At 71.1% G+C, this 17,220-nt stretch carries 23 protein-coding genes; 8 read left to right on the forward strand and 15 right to left on the reverse strand.

Translation table 11 applies throughout. The features are described from left to right. The first annotated feature begins 10 nt into the window (after positions 1-10). From ASG88_RS12610 to ASG88_RS12620, 3 genes are read left to right on the forward strand one after another with little or no spacing between them, the layout of a single operon-like run. Positions 11-688, forward strand: a complete 678-nt coding sequence (locus ASG88_RS12610; protein WP_056887750.1) for a hypothetical protein — start codon at positions 11-13, stop codon at positions 686-688. Beyond that, positions 685-1,347 carry a DUF2306 domain-containing protein gene (locus ASG88_RS12615; RefSeq protein WP_056887751.1) on the forward strand — a complete coding sequence of 221 codons (663 nt, stop codon included), beginning with the start codon at positions 685-687 and terminating at the stop codon, positions 1,345-1,347. The genes ASG88_RS12610 and ASG88_RS12615 overlap by 4 nt, the downstream gene beginning before the upstream one ends. Further along, positions 1,344-1,559, forward strand: a complete 216-nt coding sequence (locus tag ASG88_RS12620) for a hypothetical protein (protein ID WP_056887752.1) — start codon at positions 1,344-1,346, stop codon at positions 1,557-1,559. The genes ASG88_RS12615 and ASG88_RS12620 overlap by 4 nt, the downstream gene beginning before the upstream one ends. Before the next feature lie 10 nt (positions 1,560-1,569). Here the strand turns inward: ASG88_RS12620 and ASG88_RS12625 are convergent, their stop codons facing one another. After that, positions 1,570-2,025: an endonuclease/exonuclease/phosphatase family protein gene (locus ASG88_RS12625; protein WP_157559709.1), complete on the reverse strand. Its 456-nt coding sequence runs from the start codon at positions 2,023-2,025 to the stop codon at positions 1,570-1,572. Further along, positions 2,022-2,234: a hypothetical protein gene (locus ASG88_RS12630; protein ID WP_157559710.1), complete on the reverse strand. Its 213-nt coding sequence runs from the start codon at positions 2,232-2,234 to the stop codon at positions 2,022-2,024. Before ASG88_RS12630 ends, ASG88_RS12625 begins: the two co-directional genes overlap by 4 nt. Positions 2,235-2,318: 84 nt before the next feature. Between ASG88_RS12630 and ASG88_RS12635 the strand changes: the two genes are divergently transcribed. Continuing rightward, entirely contained in the window at positions 2,319-3,134 is an 816-nt protein-coding gene (locus ASG88_RS12635; RefSeq protein WP_056887755.1) for a nuclease-related domain-containing protein, read from the forward strand. Positions 3,135-3,141: 7 nt separating this feature from the next. On the opposite strand, the gene ASG88_RS12640 is transcribed toward ASG88_RS12635, so the two are convergent. Together ASG88_RS12640 and ASG88_RS12645 are read right to left on the reverse strand one after the other, a co-directional pair. Then, positions 3,142-3,690, reverse strand: a complete 549-nt coding sequence (locus ASG88_RS12640) for a Uma2 family endonuclease (protein WP_056887756.1) — start codon at positions 3,688-3,690, stop codon at positions 3,142-3,144. 36 nt (positions 3,691-3,726) lie between these two features. Next, complete coding sequence (locus ASG88_RS12645) at positions 3,727-4,188, reverse strand: hypothetical protein (RefSeq protein WP_056887757.1); 462 nt, start codon at positions 4,186-4,188, stop codon at positions 3,727-3,729. A gap of 120 nt (positions 4,189-4,308) precedes the next feature. Here ASG88_RS12645 and ASG88_RS12650 point away from each other — a divergent pair, with 120 nt between their 5' ends. The 3 genes from ASG88_RS12650 to ASG88_RS12660 all read left to right on the forward strand — a co-directional run bounded on the left by ASG88_RS12650 (position 4,309) and on the right by ASG88_RS12660 (position 8,095). Further along, complete coding sequence (locus ASG88_RS12650) at positions 4,309-4,935, forward strand: hypothetical protein (RefSeq protein WP_235534832.1); 627 nt, start codon at positions 4,309-4,311, stop codon at positions 4,933-4,935. A gap of 111 nt (positions 4,936-5,046) precedes the next feature. Continuing rightward, positions 5,047-6,381 (forward strand): TY-Chap domain-containing protein, encoded by a 1,335-nt coding sequence (locus ASG88_RS12655; protein WP_056887759.1) that lies wholly within the window; start codon positions 5,047-5,049, stop codon positions 6,379-6,381. 49 nt (positions 6,382-6,430) lie between these two features. Further along, positions 6,431-8,095 carry a nuclease-related domain-containing DEAD/DEAH box helicase gene (locus ASG88_RS12660; RefSeq protein WP_056887760.1) on the forward strand — a complete coding sequence of 555 codons (1,665 nt, stop codon included), beginning with the start codon at positions 6,431-6,433 and terminating at the stop codon, positions 8,093-8,095. Here ASG88_RS12660 and ASG88_RS12665 read toward each other — a convergent pair. The 5 genes from ASG88_RS12665 to ASG88_RS23340 are packed head-to-tail and all read right to left on the reverse strand — an operon-like array spanning position 8,092 to position 10,700. Further along, the gene (locus ASG88_RS12665) at positions 8,092-8,382 is read right to left on the reverse strand and encodes a contact-dependent growth inhibition system immunity protein (protein ID WP_056887761.1); all 291 of its coding nucleotides are present in this window, start codon (positions 8,380-8,382) and stop codon (positions 8,092-8,094) included. The genes ASG88_RS12660 and ASG88_RS12665 overlap by 4 nt on opposite strands. A gap of 59 nt (positions 8,383-8,441) precedes the next feature. After that, on the reverse strand, positions 8,442-8,804 hold the full coding sequence (locus ASG88_RS12670; protein ID WP_056887762.1) for a hypothetical protein: 363 nt from the start codon (positions 8,802-8,804) through the stop codon (positions 8,442-8,444). Next, entirely contained in the window at positions 8,801-10,105 is a 1,305-nt protein-coding gene (locus tag ASG88_RS12675) for a hypothetical protein (protein WP_056887763.1), read from the reverse strand. The genes ASG88_RS12670 and ASG88_RS12675 overlap by 4 nt, the downstream gene beginning before the upstream one ends. After that, positions 10,102-10,398 (reverse strand): WXG100 family type VII secretion target, encoded by a 297-nt coding sequence (locus ASG88_RS12680; RefSeq protein WP_056887764.1) that lies wholly within the window; start codon positions 10,396-10,398, stop codon positions 10,102-10,104. Before ASG88_RS12680 ends, ASG88_RS12675 begins: the two co-directional genes overlap by 4 nt. Beyond that, complete coding sequence (locus ASG88_RS23340; RefSeq protein WP_056887765.1) at positions 10,395-10,700, reverse strand: WXG100 family type VII secretion target; 306 nt, start codon at positions 10,698-10,700, stop codon at positions 10,395-10,397. The genes ASG88_RS12680 and ASG88_RS23340 overlap by 4 nt, the downstream gene beginning before the upstream one ends. Before the next feature lie 213 nt (positions 10,701-10,913). Between ASG88_RS23340 and ASG88_RS12690 the strand changes: the two genes are divergently transcribed. After that, on the forward strand, positions 10,914-11,414 hold the full coding sequence (locus ASG88_RS12690; RefSeq protein ID WP_200956427.1) for a DUF4234 domain-containing protein: 501 nt from the start codon (positions 10,914-10,916) through the stop codon (positions 11,412-11,414). Between the two features lie 24 nt (positions 11,415-11,438). Here the strand turns inward: ASG88_RS12690 and ASG88_RS12695 are convergent, their stop codons facing one another. From ASG88_RS12695 to ASG88_RS12720, 6 genes are all read right to left on the reverse strand, one after another. Further along, the gene (locus tag ASG88_RS12695; protein ID WP_056887766.1) at positions 11,439-11,696 is read right to left on the reverse strand and encodes a DivIVA domain-containing protein; all 258 of its coding nucleotides are present in this window, start codon (positions 11,694-11,696) and stop codon (positions 11,439-11,441) included. Positions 11,697-11,852: 156 nt separating this feature from the next. Beyond that, complete coding sequence (locus ASG88_RS12700; protein ID WP_056887767.1) at positions 11,853-12,785, reverse strand: acyl-ACP desaturase; 933 nt, start codon at positions 12,783-12,785, stop codon at positions 11,853-11,855. Positions 12,786-12,873: 88 nt separating this feature from the next. Next, the gene (locus tag ASG88_RS23830; protein ID WP_235534833.1) at positions 12,874-14,484 is read right to left on the reverse strand and encodes a helix-turn-helix transcriptional regulator; all 1,611 of its coding nucleotides are present in this window, start codon (positions 14,482-14,484) and stop codon (positions 12,874-12,876) included. Positions 14,485-14,504: 20 nt separating this feature from the next. Beyond that, positions 14,505-15,629, reverse strand: coding sequence for a flavin-containing monooxygenase (locus tag ASG88_RS12710; protein ID WP_056887769.1), 1,125 nt, complete (start codon positions 15,627-15,629; stop codon positions 14,505-14,507). Positions 15,630-15,733: 104 nt separating this feature from the next. After that, positions 15,734-16,324, reverse strand: coding sequence for a hypothetical protein (locus tag ASG88_RS12715; protein ID WP_056887770.1), 591 nt, complete (start codon positions 16,322-16,324; stop codon positions 15,734-15,736). Then, positions 16,324-17,217, reverse strand: coding sequence for a hypothetical protein (locus ASG88_RS12720; RefSeq protein ID WP_056887771.1), 894 nt, complete (start codon positions 17,215-17,217; stop codon positions 16,324-16,326). The genes ASG88_RS12715 and ASG88_RS12720 overlap by 1 nt, the downstream gene beginning before the upstream one ends. Positions 17,218-17,220: the final 3 nt, after the last annotated feature.

A 17,220-nucleotide genomic window follows, 5' to 3' on the forward strand; every position in this document is an offset into this window, starting at 1 on the left:
GGAGCCGATCATGAATGTCACCAGCAACGGCCTCGTCAAGGCCTCCGGCGCCGCCGCGGCGACCGCCGGAGCAATCTTCATCGCCGTCCAGGTCAACCACCCCGCGATCACGGCCTTCGACACCGAGACCACCGAATGGGTCCTGCGCTCGTGCGCCAAGATCCTGATGGCGGTCCTCGCGCTCGCGGGCATCACCGGCATCTACCTGCGTCAGCACCGGCAGGCCGGGGTCCTCGGACTCGTCGGGTACGGCGTGTTCGCCGTCGGCTACCTGACGATCCTCGCCGTCGAGGTCATCGCCGCGACGGTCCTACCGGCGCTGCTCGACACCGACCCCGGCTACGTCCAGGACGTGCTGGTGGCGGCCACCGGCGGCACCCCCAGCGGCGACATCGGTGGCCTGCAGGTGGTCCTCAACGTCAGCGGTGCGGGCTACATCCTCGGCGGGCTGATCTTCGGGATCGCGCTGTTCCGCACCCGCATCCTGGCCCGCTGGGCGTCGGTCCTGCTCGCCGTCAGTACGACCGCCACGGCGGCGCTCGCCGTGCTGCCGGACGCGTTCAACCGCCCCTTCGCCGTCCCCGAGGGCATCGCCCTGATCGGGCTCGGCGTCTCCCTGTGGCGCAACTCCGGTGACTCCGTCGTGACCGAGCCGGCCGGTGCGGTCCTCGAGCCCGCAGCGTCATGAGCCAGTCCGCTGCCGGCTGGCGGATGCCCGTCGCGCTCCTCGTGCTCTGCTCCGTGCCTCTCGCCGCGGGAACGCTGCGGCTGGTGCAGCTGGCCGGAGGGCCCGAGGTGATCCCGGCCGACGACCGGTGGGCCGGCTTCCCGGTGGCGCTGGTGGTGCACATCGTCGGAGCGGCGGTCTTCGCGCTTGTCGGCGCGTTCCAGTTCGTGCCGCGGATCCGTCGTACACATCCCGGCTGGCACCGGCGGGCGGGCCGGGTGCTGGCGGTGGCCGGCCTGCTCGTCGCCGGCTCCGCCCTGTGGCTGACGCTCCTCTACGACCCGCAGCCCGGCACCGGGCCACTGCTCCTCGTCCTGCGCCTCGTCGTCGGGGCGGCGATGATCGGGTGCCTCGTCGTCGGGGTCGCCTCCGCTCGGCGCCGAGACTTCGCTGCCCACCGGGCCTGGATGATCCGGGCCTACGCGATCGCCGTGGCGGCCGGCACGCAGGTGTTCACCCAGGGCTTCGGTGAGGCTGTCTTCGGCCCGGGTGAGGTCCGGGGTGACCTGCTGAAGGCGGCTGGGTGGGTCATCAACCTCGCCGTCGCGGAGTGGGCGATCCGGCGGCCGGCGCGTCGTCGTACGGCGCGATCACTCGTCGTCGAGGGCGCGGCGGCATGAGCACGTACGCGATCCGGGTCGCGGGCCATCTCGACGACCACTGGTCGGGGCGGCTCGGCGGTCTCGCGATCACTCGTCGTGCCGACGGGACGACCGTCCTGACCGGCTGCCTGGTCGATCAGGCGCAGCTGTACGGCGTGCTGTCGGGGTTGCGGGACATCGGCGCCACGTTGATCTCGCTGGAGGTCGGCGACGAGGTCCCTGCTGACTGAGGACGGAGAGTCAGACCTCGACGTCGAGCACGTAGGCGTCGTGGTCGGACAGGCGCTTGCCGTCGCACTGGGCCGAGACCCTCGACGCGGTCGCCTCGATTCCGAGCGGCACCGCGACGTGGTCGATGCTGAGCAGGTCCTCGATGGCGTGCGGCAGCGTCGCGGTCGGAGCCTCGAGCCCGAGGGTGTCGAGCGCTGCCAGGACGGCGCGACGCCCGCCCTGCGAGCCGGCGTACTCCCGCCCGGTCAGGGCGTGGTTCCAGTCCCCGCCCCAGACCAGCGGCCGCGCGCCCGCGACGTTGGACACGAGCTCACTGACTGCGTTCTCGGTCCTGGACGCATGGTTCCCGCCGACCCAGGGCGCGCCGGAGCCGCATCCTCTCCACGGCAGGATCGAGCTGACGTACGTCGTGGTCCCGATGCGCGCGGCCGCGCTCGCCGGGTGTGGATCGGGCAGCGGGCTCATCGGCTGGCGGCTGGCGGCTGGCGGCTGACGACCGCGGCCCAGTCGCGGCGTGTCGTCATGGGTGCCTGTGAAGCATGCAGTCGGTAGCCCTCGAGGGCTACGCGCTCGCTCACCTCGGTCAGCAGCCAGACGTCGCACGCGGCCTCCTCGAGCAGGGCGCCGTGGTGGTCGGACCAGCGACCAGCGAGGTTCCAGGTTCCGATGCGCACGACGCGCATCATCCCGGGCGCGTGGCCGATTCTGCCGCGCGCAGCGCCGTCGTTGTCTAGCCTTCACGGCCGGGGGTGAGGCACATGGCGGCGGGGGAGTCGGCGTACGACGTCGCGCGACGGCAGCGGGAGAAGGCTGCTCGGCTCGAGCGGTCGGCGGAGCTGTGGGAGCGGGGCGCCCAGGGTGAGGTCGAGGTCGCGCGCGCACTCGAGTCCCTACCCGACGGCTGGGTCGTGCTGCACGATCTCGCGTGGCCGGGACGGCCGCGGGCCAACCTGGACCACGTCGTCATAGGGCCGGGTGGTGTGTTCGTCGTCGACGCCAAGAACTGGTCGGGACGGCTCGAGGTCCGCGACCAGGTGCTCATGCAGAACGGGCGACGTCGAGAGCCGACCGTCGCCTCGGCCGCCGAGGCAGCGATCGCGGTGCAGGCGCTGATGCCGGTGCCGAACCTCTGCATGGGTGTCCTGTGCTTCGTCCGCGACGAGCCGCTGACGGGGTGGGCGCGCGACGTGATGGTCTGCTCGACGGCCAACGTGGGCGAGATGCTGACCTCGCGGCAACACATGCTCGATGCCGAGGATGTGCAGCGCTGCGTCGACGCGGTGCGCAGGGGTGCTGTGCGGCAGGCGGGGTCGACTCGGTCGCTGTCCTCCTCGGGCGGGTCGGGATCCACGACGCGTCCGCGTCGCAGGCGGGGGGTCGCACGGTTGCTCACGACCCTGCTCGCCGGCGTGGTGTTCGTCGGGGTGCTGGCGGGCGGCGGTTTCCAGAAGGCCGGCGTCTGGATGAGCGAGCAGTTGGTGGAGCAGATGGCCCCGGCCGATCCGGCGCCGACCGAGCAGCCTGCGTCAACAGAGGAGAAGCAGCGGAAGCGGCAGCAGCGTCAGGGCGGATAGCGGGCGGTCAGCGCACGAGATCGTCCGGAACGAGCGACACCAGGCAGGGGAGTGTCGCCGAGAACTCCTCGCTGCCGATGGCTGTGGCGGTCCCCACGTAGGCACCGTCGCGCAGCTCCCATGCCCGCAGGGAAGGCTCGTCGGGGTCCACCACCCAGTAGGACGGGCAGCCGGCAGCTTCGTACCGACCGTGCTTGAGGGTGAGGTCCACCAGTCGGGTGGAGGGCGACAGCACCTCCACGGCAAGCAGCGGGGCGGTCGGCAGGTTGCTCTCCGTCAGGTCGGCACGCCTGCACACCAGCACGTCCGGCTGCAGCACCGTGTCGTCGGCCAGCCGGACGTCGTACGGCGCGGTCAGCACTTCCAGGTGCTCGGGAGCCGCGTCCAGCAGGGCCTTCAGCAGCCGGGCCACCGCGCGTTGGTGCCGCGTCGACGGTGCGGGCGTCACGATGAGGGTCCCGTCGACCAGCTCGTAGCGATGCCCGTCGTCGGGCACCGTGGCGAGGTCATCCGCGGTCAGCGGCCGACTCTGCGGAAGGACGGTCATGTCCACCATGGTGCCCTCCCGCTCTGGGTCCGCCAAGGAGGATGCTCACGCGGCCACCATGGTCGGCTCGTGTCCGCCGGACTTCGACCACAACGACGACCAGCCGTGCGGGGTGACGACGATGAGGTCTCGGTCGAGGGCGTCGGAGTTGTGGTTGCTGTAGCGCCACCCCGTCGCCCAACGGATTTCCTCCTCGCCCCACCCGTTCGTGCCCGATCGCACGATCACGGTCACGAGGATGGAGGCCGACGTGTCCGAGCGAGGCGGGATGGGGAGACGCCAGACCCTCTCGTAGAGGAGGTCGGAACGCCCGCGATGCTCCTCGTCGATGTCGGGGGGCAGCGGTGAGAGCTCGTCGACGGCGAGCAGCCTCTGCTGACGGGCGGGCTGGTGCACCAGGGCGAGGAGCACCCGTCCCTCGGTGAGGGGATGCGTGGCTGCGATCTGATCGAGGAGTGCCTGCGGGTCCCGCAGCTCGTGACTGGCGAAGTAGGCGTCGATGTCCATGCCCTCAGGATGCGAGGGCCGGGCAGGCCTCGCATCTCGTCATCCACAGGGCTCTGGTGGGCCACCGTTCGCGCACAGGGCGGTCCAGGGCGCACGGTGTCCACAGGTACGGCGAGGTGTGTGGCGGGCTTTGAGCTCTCCGCCTTCTCTGTGGGGATGGGATACACGACCGACTTCCTCGGACACATCGACATCGACCCGGGCCTCAACGAGGCCGAGCGCGCCTACCTGTCCGCCTTCAGCCTCACGCGGCGGTACGACCGGGGCAAGGGTCCCTACTACGTCCCGTCGAACCCGTACGTCGACGAGCCGGCGCGCAGCACGCGCGACTACTCGACGCCACCCGCGGGCCAGCCGGGACTGTGGTGCCGGTGGGTTTCCTGCTGGGACGGCTGCTGCCTGTCGCTGGACGGCGAGGAGAAGATCTACGACCCCGTGCGATGGCTGGACCACCTCATCCACCACTTTCTGGTGCCGGGTGCCGAAGCGTCCATGTCAGAGGAGGAGGTCTTCAAGGACTTCACGTTCGACCACCACCTGGAGGGACTCGTCATCGGGTGTCGGCGGGACAACAAGCAGCTGTTCACGATCCGGGTGAACGACAACGTGATCACTCAGGAAGTCCTGCGCCCGGCGGATCCCCGGTACCTCGACTATCCGCCGCTGCCTTATGAGGAGGTCATCGATCGCGACCGAGCGCGGTCCGCTGCGAGTAAGAGCGGGGGTGCACGCTTGCGCAGCCTCTGAGCTGATCGTGAGTGCACGCGCCTCGGTCTAGACCGACCGCCGTGCGGCGTCGGTGGTCGTCCCTAGATTCGGCAGGGCAGGGTCGCGGGGGCGGCCCGGATCGGGGTCGAGATGAGTGGAGAGCTGGAGCGTCGCTGGGACGACGCGGTGGAGACGGCCTGGCGGAAGTTCCGCCAGAGGCTGGCTGATCGGCTGGCCGGGCTGGGGGACGACGAGCCGTTCCTCATCGAGGTGCCGGACGAGGTCGAGCTCGGGACGGCCCCCTACTGTCAGGCACTGGCTGGCGCCGGCTGGATGCGAGTCGAGGCCGCGAGCAACGTGTACCTGGCCGACGCGTACCTGCTGGACGAGCACCAGCACGAGGCCGTGGTGGCCATCGGGTTCGACGCTCCGTCGTACGACGATCCGCAGGAGAGCGCGGACGAGTCGAGCAACTACTGGATCGACCTCGAGCAGCGCGACGCCGATCGCGCGGCCGTGATGATCGTCCGGGCCCTGCGCGAGGTGTACGCCGTGCTGCACCCGACGTACCTGTCCGCCGACGGACTGCTCGACGAGCCTGAGGCCGCCGAGGTCCAGCCGCGCGTCATCCTGCCGAAGCCGCGGGCCGGCGACTCAGACCACCGCGACGATGCCGTCCACCCCGACGGCCCAGACGATGTCCGGGCCGTCGTCGACCTGGCGGTGCGCGGATTGCAGGAAGATCGACCGCAGTGGGACGACGACGGGGACCTCCCGCTCGACACCGTGCGCGGCGTTGTCTGGGTGACCGTCGGTGCACACCTGCCGCGGATCCTCGTGCACGCACCTCTGGTCGGCGACGTCGTCGACGAGACCCGCGCGCTCGTAGAGGTCAACCTCCTCAACCAGCGCGAGCTCGGGCTGTCCTTCTCGCTGCGTGACGGCCAGATCAGCGTCTACCGCGAGCTGGATGCGTCCGTGGTCGTCCCCGCGCAGCTGCGTCTCGAGATCGAGCGGCTCACCACGCAGGTGGACCGGTGGGCCAGCGACCTGGTGACCCGCGTCGGCGGACGCTGCATGGACGAGCAGTCGACCCGCCAGCCCGCCGACACGACGGGCCGCCGACCGCCCACGGGCCGCTTCGCGACGGCGTACGGCGTGATGGTCGAGCTGGAGCGCGGGCAGCGAGGCTCCGTCGGACCGGCCACGATGGCCCGCATCTTCGACAACGACACCGGTCTGCTGCTCAAGGCGGTGCGCATCAACGAGCAACGTCGGCGGGAGACGCGCGCCAAGGCGCGCGCCGCCCGCGACGAGGGGCGCGGCCGTGCCGAGCAGGTGGCACGGGCGCGGCAGGAGTACCTCCGCGAGCTCACCTCGCGCATGCGCGCCGCGCTGCGTCTCCTCGTGGACGCGCCCGTCCGCAAGGTGCAGCTCGACCAGTTGGCGCTCTTCGAGGAGGACGAGTGCGGCTCCGGACGGTGACCCGGTCGATTCGCTCCCGCGGACGCCGGACGGATGTGAGGGTGTGCCCATGCCTCGCCTGATCCCTGAGTCGCCGACCTTCCAGACGACGTCCGAGGAGCTGGCCTGGGAGAGGCTGCGCGACACCCTCGGCCCCGACGACGTGCTGCTCGCCAACCTCCGGCTCACGGATGCGGACAAAGATTTCGAGGCCGACCTGGTGGTCCTGATGCCCGACGTCGGGATCCTCGTCCTCGAGGTCAAGGGCGGCAGCACCCACGTGAAGCCCGACGATGCCGAGGGGCACACGTGGTGGATCCAGCGCCAGGGCGTGCACAAGCAGATCCGACCGGTCGACCAGGTCCGCGACGCCAAGCACGCGCTCAGGAGGTACGTCGAGCAGCACCCGGACGGTGGGGCAGCACGTCGCGTCGGATGGGGCCACGGGCTCGTCACGCCGTACGCCGGATTCGCCGGGGACTTCACGGTGCCCGAGCTGCCGCGCTGGGCCCTGCACGACAAGGACGACCTCGCGGCGTTCGGGGAGCGGGTCCGCGACAACGCGTGGGGCATGCTCCACGGTCAGCGGCCCCCGACCCACGACGACGTCGAGGTCATCGCCGACATCCTCACGGGGCGCTTCGCGGCGCCGTACGACGTGAACGCCGAGTCCGACGACCGTGCGGCCACGTTCGACCGGTTGACGATGGAGCAGGCCACGATCCTGCGGGTCACGCGTCTGCTGCCCCGGGTCGAGGTGCGCGGCGGTGCCGGCAGCGGCAAGACCGTGCTCGCTCTCCAGCAGGCCAAGGAGCTCACCCGCGGTGGGCAGGGGCGGTCGGCGCAGCGGGTCGCGCTGCTCTGCTACTCGATCGGGCTGGCCGAGCACCTCAAGCGACAGGTCGCCACGTGGGACCGTCGCCACCGACCGGCCTTCGTCGGGACGTTCCATGCGTTCGGCAAGCAGTGGGGTGCCGCCGACGGAGACCGCTCGGACAGCGAGTTCTGGGAGGAGCGGCTCCCCGCGGAGATGGCGGAGCTGGCCGCCGCGCTCCCCGACGGCAAGAAGTACGACGCCGTGATCGTCGACGAGGCGCAGGACTTCGCCGACTCGTGGTGGACCCCGGTGCTCCGGTCGCTTCGCGACGAGGAGGAGGGTGGGCTCTTCGTCTACTCCGACGAGAACCAGCGGATCTTCGCGCGCTTCGGACGTCCTCCCGTCGCGCTCGTCCCGCTGGTCCTCGACCACAACCTCCGCAACACCAAGCAGATCCACGAGTCATTCGGCCCGCTGGCTCCGAGCCGCATGTACTCGCGGGGAGGCGACGGACCTGCCGTCCGGTTCGTGGAGTCCACCCTGGACGTCTCCGTTGGTGCCGCCGATGACGAGGTGGAAGCGCTGCTCGACCAGGGCTGGGAGCCGCGCAACATCGCCCTGCTCACCACGGGCCACCGCCACCCGATCCAGGTGGAGCGCACGGCCTTCCACGACCAGGAGGGCTACTGGGGCACGTACTGGGACGACGACGTCTTCTACGGTCACGTCCTCGGCTGCAAGGGCCTCGAGAGGCGTGCCGTCGTGCTGTGCCTCAACGAGGACGGTGCGCGCGACCGCGCACGGGAGCGGTTGTACGTCGGGATGTCGCGGGCCACGGACGTGCTCGTGGTCGTGGGTGACCCGGACACCGTGCGCCGGGTCGGTGGCGACGACGTGGCGCGGCGGTTGGGGCTCTAAGCCGGCTCCGACGCCAGGTCACTGGTGATGCGGTCGCGCACGCCTGACAGCCATGCGCGTTCGCCGTCCGGTGTCTGAGCGTCTAAACCCCATCGGGCGAGCTGCTCTGCGAGGTCTTCGTCGCTGCGGTCTCCAGCCAGGAAGTTCGTTATCTCGCTGGGGACGATCGCTGCTCGTTCCGGAGAGCGTCGGACGAAGTCGTCAACCGCGTCTTGCCAGGACGAGTACTCGTGCTCGTTCCAGAGCTCGTAGAAGTAGGCGCTGATGAGGTGCTTGAGGTTGTCCATATCTGCCACAGGCCCAACGGGTCCTTCTCCTGAAGTCATCACGACGCGTCGAGGCGCGGTCAAACTTCGCTTGCGGGTTGGAACAGGCCCATGTCATTCGCGACCTGGCGAAGGGAGGGGCCCAGTCGACCCAAGATGGGATCTCCGGTCGGTGTGTGCGGAACCATTTCCACGAAGCCGACGCCGATCAGGTCCTTGAGGGTGTCGTCACCGGAGTTGAACCGTGCCTCAAGCCAGGTCGTCAGTTTTGCCACGTGTTCCGGGTCCGTCTTCGACTCACCCTCAGCCCACCTCTCGATGTCAGCCATGAGCAGGTAGGGCAGTAGCTCGTCCTCCTGCTCCTCCAAGTGCTCAACGAGCAGTGGGCGGAGCTCAGGAAAGGCGGACACGAGATCGTGCATGAGCGATTCAGAGGGGGTCATGGGGTCAACACGTCCTTGAGTTCGTTGATGAGCGACTCGGCCACCTGTCGGTCGGGCCCGGATGCATCGGGATTCTGACGTAGCCAGCGTTCCAATCCTCGCAAGGTCTCGCGTCCTTTGATCGCGTGCATCCGACCGTGCGTGGCTTCGCCGGTTGCTGACTCAGCGCGTATCGCGTCCATGGTGGTCCCGTCACCGACGCGGCTGTCGTTCTTGGTCCCCTTGAACAGGTTGCTGACGTAGTTGTTCAACTTCTCGTCTGTCACGTCTGGTCGGGGGCGAGCAGGAATGCCTCGAGCGCCACCCCAACCGCCCGGCACCTTCATGGACCCGCGCTCGCCACGCGCGGGCACGCGCGCGAACTTCTCCACCCGAGTCCGGACGGTCCGCAGCCCGTCACCAGCGGTCCGCAGCCGCCCGGCCGTGGCGGTGCCGGTGGCCCGCAGCCCGACGAGCAGCGCGTGGAACCGCGGCGCCTGGGCACCGATCCTCGCCAGTGCCGCCGACCCGGCGGCGCCGGCGCCGAGGCCGCCGGTGATCCCGCCGACGATGGCGGAGATGACGGCTCCTTCGACGACCATCTGGCCGATCTCGGTGAGCAGCGCACGGGTGCGGTCGTGCGTGTCGCGCACTGCATCGGCGTACTCCTCGCAGGACGTGCCCACGGAGACCAGTGCGTCGGCGGTGTCGCCGATCAGCGACCGCAGCTCGGCGAGCGCGGAGAGGGCGAGGGGGATCTCGGGGGAGACCTGGTGCTCGAGGAACCCGGCAGCGATGTCGCAGTGCGACTCGAGGTCGGCCACGCCCGCGCCGGCCCGTCGCCACGTGGCGGCCGCGTCGAGCAGGAGGTCTGTGTCGGCTCCCGGCCAGACGAAGCCCTCGATGTGGTCGAGGATGAACGTCTCGACGGTGCCGAGGGACACCGGATTGGCACCGAGGCACGACGGCGGCGAGGCGGGGGAGACGCGGACGTAGTCGTCCTCGTCGAGCGAGCCGCCGCTGTAGGCGGACACCGCCGCGGAGGCGGCCTCGGCGTCGCGGTGGTTCGTCCCGGTTGCGGTCAGCAGTCGCCCGAGGCCGATGTAGGCGTGGGTCAGCTCTGCCAGGGTGTCGAGCGCCTGCCGCGCGCCCTCGTCGTACGACGCCGCGAAGTCGGCGCTGGTCGCGTCGTCGCCGGCCATCCCGGCGTACCCGCCGAGCTTGCCGGCCAGCGACTCGCACTGCAGCGCGGAGATCTGGTTGCCGGTGCGACACGCGTCGGCGGCCGAGGTGAAGCCGCCGGTTTCGACGGCGATCCTCATCGGACCCGCTCCCACATCGAGAGGTTGGCCTCCACCGCGGCCGAGTAGTTCGCACGCGCCGTGTCTCCCACCGAGCGGAGGCCCGCGAGCGTGGTCTCCATCTCGGTGAACGACGTGCGCCACAAGGCGTGAGAGGTCGAGTGCGAGTCGCTGGCCAGGCCCGTCCAGTCCGCGTGCATGCCCACGTGCGCAGACTCGACGTCCGCCGCCAGGTCGGCGAGCTCGCGCCCGCACGAGTCCATCGCAGCGATGACGGCCGCCAGCTCGTCGACGTCCACGTCGTACGCCGTCATCCGAGCCTCCCCGCGAGGCGGTCGTGGGTCTCCGACGACGAGGCGTCCGCCAACGAGACGTCGTCCCGGGCGGCGCGCAACGCGACGGCACTCGCTGCCAGGCCGGCGATCACGCCGTCCGCGCCCGTGCGCCACTCCGCCCACAGCCCGGCGAACCGGTCGGCGGCGTCGCCGTGCCAGGACGCGAGGAGGGCGTCGACCGAGGCCTCGATCCGGGCGCGACGGGTCGCCATGTCGGCTGCCCGCGCCTCGACGGCGTCGGCGCCGATCGACAGCTGGGCAGGGTCGAGCCTGATGTTCATCGTGTCTCCCGAGATGGAGCCGGCGTCAGCCGGACGAGTACGACTGGGGTCGACTCTTCCCGTCGGGAGCCGGCTGCGAAACCCGGCAATCCGGATCTGTGGACAACCGGGTGCGGCCGTCAGGGCGGACCTGACCGAACCCGGGACGCAGCGGGTGGACGGCGGGTACGTTGCGCCAGCCATCACCACCAGTCACGCACCCACGGGGGATCCATGATCGAGAACAACGAGCCGCGCACCGAGACCGCCGACGGTCAGCAGTGGCTCCCGCAGCAGGCCCAGACCCAGGCCACGGCCCCGGTCCCGTACGGCGCGCAGGCGCCCGCGGCGTACGGCATGCCGATCCACGGTGCCCCGCTCGGACAGGTCCGCAGCACCGGTGCCTGCATCGCCCTCACGATCGTGACGCTCGGGATCTACTCCTGGATCTGGTACTTCAAGACCCACGAGGAGATGAAGCGCCACACCAACACCGGACTGGGCGGCGGGCTCGCCCTGGTGCTCGCGATCTTCGTCGGCATCGTGATGCCGTTCATCTCGTCGAGCGAGGTCGGCGGGCTCTACGAGCGTCGCGGGATGCGCGCACCTGTCAGTGGGGCGACTGGGCTGTGGGTGCTGCTGCTCGGGTGGTTCTTCGGCGTCGGCCTGATCGTCTGGTTCGTCAAGACCAACGGGGCCCTCAACGCCTACTGGCGCTCGCAGGGCGTTCGCTGACGTAGGTCCTGCTCCCGGCCAGACCTAGGACTCGATGCCCTTCAGCTGGCTCGCGAGCTGCTCCAGGTGGGTGTCGACGGCGTCCATGTCGTAACCCGTACGCCACCGCACCGGTGCGAACCGGACCTGCTCCACGTCCTCGGAGCGCACCGACCCGTCGCGGAAGCTCACCGCCCGCTCGGCACGAGCCACGAACTCGTCGACCGACGCGACGTCGTACCCCTCGCGCCACTTCGTCGTCGGGAACCTGGTCCCTGCCTGCGCGTCGTACGTGCCGTCCATGAAGGCTCCTCCGAGTCGGGTGCGCGCCACGGCAGTCGCGCTTCACTCCATCGTCCTCGGGTGCGCACGGCGACGAAGGAGGGGGTGGGGTTTCGAGGCTCGCTTCGCTCACACCTCAACCACCGAGGGCTCTACCGGCGGATCCGGCGAGGTAGGTCAGGCCAGGCGGGCTGCCTTCTTGGCCGCGGCCTCGGCCCGCCGCTCGACGAAGCGAGTGGCCTCCCCGTCGAGCGCGGAGACCGCGGCGGCGAGCTCGTCGCGCGCCTTCTCCCCGTCCTCGTCGAGGCCCTCGATGTCCCAGACGCCCCACTGCCGCAGCAACGGGGACACGATGTCGTCGTGGTGGATGCGCAGGTCGTATATGCCGGCCTTGGCCATCGCCACCGCCTTGCGGGAGAAGCCCGGGATGATGCTGCCGGGCATCTCGAAGCCGACGACCTCCTCGGTGATCGCGCGCATTGTCTGGCTGGGTGCCATCTCCAGCGCCGCGGTGACGATGTTGCGGTAGAAGATCATGTGCAGGTTCTCGTCCTTGGCGACCCGCGCGAGAAGCTTCTCCGCGATCGGCTCCTCGGTGTAGCGCCCGGTGTTGCGGTGCGAGACCCGGGTGGCCAGCTCCTGGAACGACACGTAGGCGCAGACGTTGAGCACGGACTTCTCCGTCGCCTCGTAGCCCGTCTCCATCGTCTCCATCCGGGCCCGCTCGAGCTCGACGGGATCGACACCGCGCGTGACGAGCAGGTAGTCGCGGATGCAGAACGCGTGCCGCCCCTCCTCGGCCGTCCACCGGTTGACCCACGTGCCCCAGGCGCTGTCACTGCCGAAGGCCCGGTCGATCTCCCGGTGGTAGCTCGGCAGGTTGTCCTCGGTCAGCAGGTTGACCTCGAGCGCCGTCCGGGCGACGGGGGAGAGCTGCGACTGCGCGACCTCCCACGGGTCGCCACCGAGGTCGGCGAAGTCCCGCCCGAGGCTCCACGGCACGTACTCGTGTGGCATCCACTCGTCCGCGATGGCCATGTGCCGGTCGAGGTTGTCGGCGACGACAGGCTCGAGCTCCTTGAGCAGCTGGTCGGTTTCGAGTGCAGCCATGATCCATCTCCTCCACGGGCGGACGTGGGGGCTGCGGCCCTCACCGTCCCTGCCTACACCCGTAACGGCCCGGTGGCCAGAGCTCTGCTCAGACCAACCCGTGCTCGAAGGCGTACGCCGCGGCCGCGGTCCGCGATCCGACGTCGAGCTTTCCGAAGATGTTGGACAGGTGTCGCGCGACCGTCTTCTCGCTCAGCACCAGCTCCGCCGCGACCTGGGGGTTGCTGCGTCCTGTCGCCACGAGCCGCAACACCTCGACCTCGCGGGCGGTGAGGCCGCCGGGTGGTGACGCGGGGGCGAGGAGGGATGAGGCGAGCTCGGCCATCGGGACGGCTCCCAGTCGGCGGAAGGTCGCGCGGGCAGCGGTCAGCTCACGGTCGGCCGAGGACGGGTCCGCCAGCGCCAGCAGGCAGCGGCCGGACAGCAGCCGCGCGACCGCGGCGTCGTACGGCGAGGACGCCTGCGTCCACTGCTGGTGGGCCCGGCGCAGGTAGGGGAGGGCGCCGGCGGCGTCACCCGAGTCGAGCTCCACCGCACCGAGAGCCGTCGCGGCGGCCGCGGTGAGGGTCAGGGAGCCGATCGAGGTCGCCAACGACGACAGCTCGACGGCCAGCGGTCGGGCGCGGTCGACCTCACCGACGTCGAGCAGCACGTCGACGGCAGCCGGCAGCAGGTGGCACCGCTGGACCGGTCCGCCGGGCTCGGCGAGCAGTCGGTTGACTGCCCCGAGCGCGGCGGTGCCCCGGCCGCTGGCCAGCCAGAGCAGGGCCAGGCCCGGCTGTGGGTCGACACCGAGGTCGGCGGCCCGCTGGTACGCCGCGTCGGCGCCGTCGAGGTCCCCGCGCAGTCGGAGCACGTCGCCCGTCTCGACGGCGGTGAGGCCGATGGCGCCGGTCGTGCCGAGCTCGAGGTAGCGCTCGGCGGCCAGGGAGTACTCGCGCAGCGCGTCGTCCCACGCACCCCGCAGCCGCAGCAGCTGGCCGCGGTGGACGGCGCACTGGCCGGTGAAGGCGAGCAGCCCCGGCTGGGTGTCGCACCAGCGCTCGAGGGCGGCCGTCCACTCGGCGACGCGGCCGAACTCGCCGATCTCCTGGCAGCCCTCGATGGCGGTGCAGTAGACGTGGCCGGCGATGAAGGACGAGAGCTCGCCGGAGACCACCCGGACCATCGAGTCGTCGAGGTGACCCAACCCCTCGGTGAAGTGCCCCGTGTAGATGGCCACGCGCCCCTGCGCGCACGTGCTCATCGCGACCAGGTCGGGGTCGTGGAACCGGCGCCCCGTGGCGTTGGCCTCGTCGGCCAGCGTCTGCGCCCGCGTGAAGTCGCCCTCGCCGATGGCGCGGAACATCCGCAGGAAGGCGATCCAGCCGCGCTCGACGCAGTCCTCGCCGATCTCGTCGACCAGCTCCGCCGCCCTTGCCGCCCAGCCGGCAGCCAGCGCGTGCTCACCGTGGTCGCCGGTGTTCATCGACAGGTGGAAGGCGCACCGGGCCGCCCCGCGGAGGTCGCCCTCGTCCCGGAAGGCGAGGAACGCCCGCTGCAGGGCCCGGACCAGCTCGTCGTGGTGGCCGACGAGTCCGGCGGCCGTGCTGAAGTGGTCGAGCTCGGCGGCGCCGAGGCCGTCCAGCCCGCTGCGGGACCACGCGTCGTACGCGGCCTTCCAGTCGCCGCGCGCGAAGTGGTCAGCGGCCTGATCCACGACGTCGAGGGTACGGCGGTTCAGGCGGCCGTGGGCAGGCCCGCGGCGGGCTTCCCCAGCCTGCGGGAGCGGGCGGCGATCCGGTCGGCGACGTACGCGGCGTCACGGCCGGCGCCGGGCAGCAACATCGAGCTGAACGCGTACTGGAAGCACAGGCCGCAGAAGAACAGCCCGGGTGCGTCGGCGACCACGCCGCGGATCTCCCGCGGGTACCCGTCCTCGCCGAGGATCGGCAGGTGGATCCAGTCGAAGACCTGGCGGAAGCCGGTCGCCCACACGACGGTGCTCACTTCGCGTGGGGTCCCGTCGACCACGGGCAGGCCGCCGTGGACCTCCTCGACCCGGCTGGTGACCCGCTCGACCCCGCGCGCGAGCAGGTCCCGTCGCTTGACGCGGATCATCGGGCCGCCGTGGCCGCGCAGCTCTTCCTTCAGCTTGTTGCGCATCGGGCTCCGTCGGGTGAGGACGTGCTTCCAGACGAAGAGCAGGACGGGGAAGACCGCCCGGAACGGCCGGGACCCGATCCGGGGAGGGATCTCGCCGCAGTCGCGGCCGGCCAGGATCGTCGGGTGCGTCTCCGCCAGCTCGTAGGCGATGTCGGTGCCGGAGTGGCTCGCGCCGACCACGAGCACCGGGCCGTCGCCGATCTGGCTGGGCCGCCGGTACTCGCTCGAGTGCAGCTGCAGGACGGCCGGGTCGAGCTCCGTCGCAACGTCCGGGACGAGCGGGGTCCTGCCGAACGTGCCGGTCGCGACGACGACGTTGCGACAGGTGAAGCGGCCCCGGTCGGTCGTGACGAGGTATCCGTCACCGTCGCGGTCGAGGGCGTAGACCCGCGTCCCGAGCCGCACCGGAAGGTCGAACGTGCGGGCGTAGGTCTCGAGGTAGTCGCCCACGGCATCCTTGCCCGGGAAGGTCCACCGGGGCGCGGGGAACGGCAGGCCCGGGAGGCCGTCGACGTGGGCCGGCGAGTAGAGCTTGAGGCTGTCCCACTGCCGGCGCCAGTTGTCGCCGACCCGGGTGCCCGCGTCGAGGATGACGAAGGGGATCCCGCGCCGTTGCAGGTGGTAACCGGTCGACAGGCCGGCCTGGCCGGCGCCGATGACGACCGTGTCGATGTCCGTGGTGCGGTCCGTGGTGTCCATGTGGCGACGCTAGGTCGCGCCGGCCCTTGGCCGCGTCGGGCGAGATACCCATCTCGTCCGGCGCGGGGATGGGTTCTTCCACCCATTCCGGCCGACCATCGGACTCAGGCCCGGATCCCGGGACGGGCTGCGGCCCACCAGGCGACCATCCCGCCCGAGCCCACCACCAACCAGAAGGCCCACGTCCCGGCGCTGAACCCGGACAGCGGGTAGACCGAGTCCCAGCCGACGAACCCGGTCACCACGACGGGGCTCAGGACGACCAGCGCGACCACCGATGCCAGCGCCGGACCGGGGGAGTCGACCGCTCGCCGCGACCCCCACGCGGCGACCCCCGAGCTCAGCACGATGGCCGCACCCCCGACCAGCCACCACCCGGCGCGGTCGAGCGGCAGGTCACCGGGCCGGACCACCACGACGACGACCCATGCCACCAGCGGGACGAGCACGACCGCGAGCCGCGTCGTACGCCGCCAGCCGGCACCGCGCGGAGTGACCGCGACGACCGCGCCGGCCGCCTCGTCGAAGACGAACCCCGCCGCCGCGGCGCAGCAGGCCAGCACGGCCGGGAGCAGCACCAGCACCGACGACGGCCACCGGCCCAGCAGCCCGGCGAGCACCAGAGCGACGGCGCAGCAGCCCAGGAGGGCGGGCCAGGCGACGCCGCGGCGGAGGTACCACCAGCGGGCGGCCATCAGCCGATGCGGAACGGGATCGGGTCGGAGACGAGGTTGTCGGCGTTGCCGGTCGTCATGCCCAGCACCAGGCAGGCGAGCCCGACGACCACAACGGCACCGATGGCGATCCGCAGGCCGGTCGTGCGCGCGGTCCGGTCGTGCCAGATCGCGACCAGCGCTGCGGCGGCGCACAGGCAGAGTGCGTAGCCGAGGTGGGCGAGCGGGTTCCCGGCGTACAGCGACTGCGTCCCGTCGAGCAGCGTCCCCGAGTGCCACATCGGCCACGGCACCCACAGGCGCAGCTCGGAGTGCTCGCCCTGGGCGATCGGCACCGAGCCGGCGAAGCTCACCAGGACCACCGCGACCACGACCACGGACGCGGCGCCCGGGAAGTGCAGCCACCTACCGGTCAGCACGCCCAGCAACCCGCCGCCGAGGCACGCGACCGGCCCGGTCGCGAGCAGGATGCTCCACACCTGCCAGTCGGGCAACGTGCCGAACCACCACTCCTGCGGAGCGACCCCGGCGGCGCGGCCGACGGCGACCACGGTGAGCACGAACACCAGGCCGGCGGTGAAGGGGAGCAGGCAGGCCAGGGCCACGGCAGCCGTGCGCTGGGCCTCGGTGCCCGGTGTCGTGCCGACGGCCTCCACCGCGGCCTCCGTCGACCGGACGATCCGGGCCGTCGCGATGAGGCTGCTCATCCCGATGAAGAACGCCGCGATGAGCGGAGTGGGCAGCAGGTCGGTGTAGACCGGGTGCTCGTTGAGGACCACCATCAGGGCCAGCACGCCGAAGGCGAGGACGACGCCACCGATGAAGATCGGGCTGCGCGCCAGTCGGCGCGTCTCGATGCCGGCCATGGCGACGAGGCTGGTGGAGCTGTCGGGCGTGGTGTCGGTGTCGATCATGGT

It is taken from the genome of Nocardioides sp. Soil777 (assembly GCF_001428425.1).
In the GTDB taxonomy this organism is placed as follows: Bacteria; Actinomycetota; Actinomycetes; order Propionibacteriales; family Nocardioidaceae; genus Nocardioides; species Nocardioides terrigena.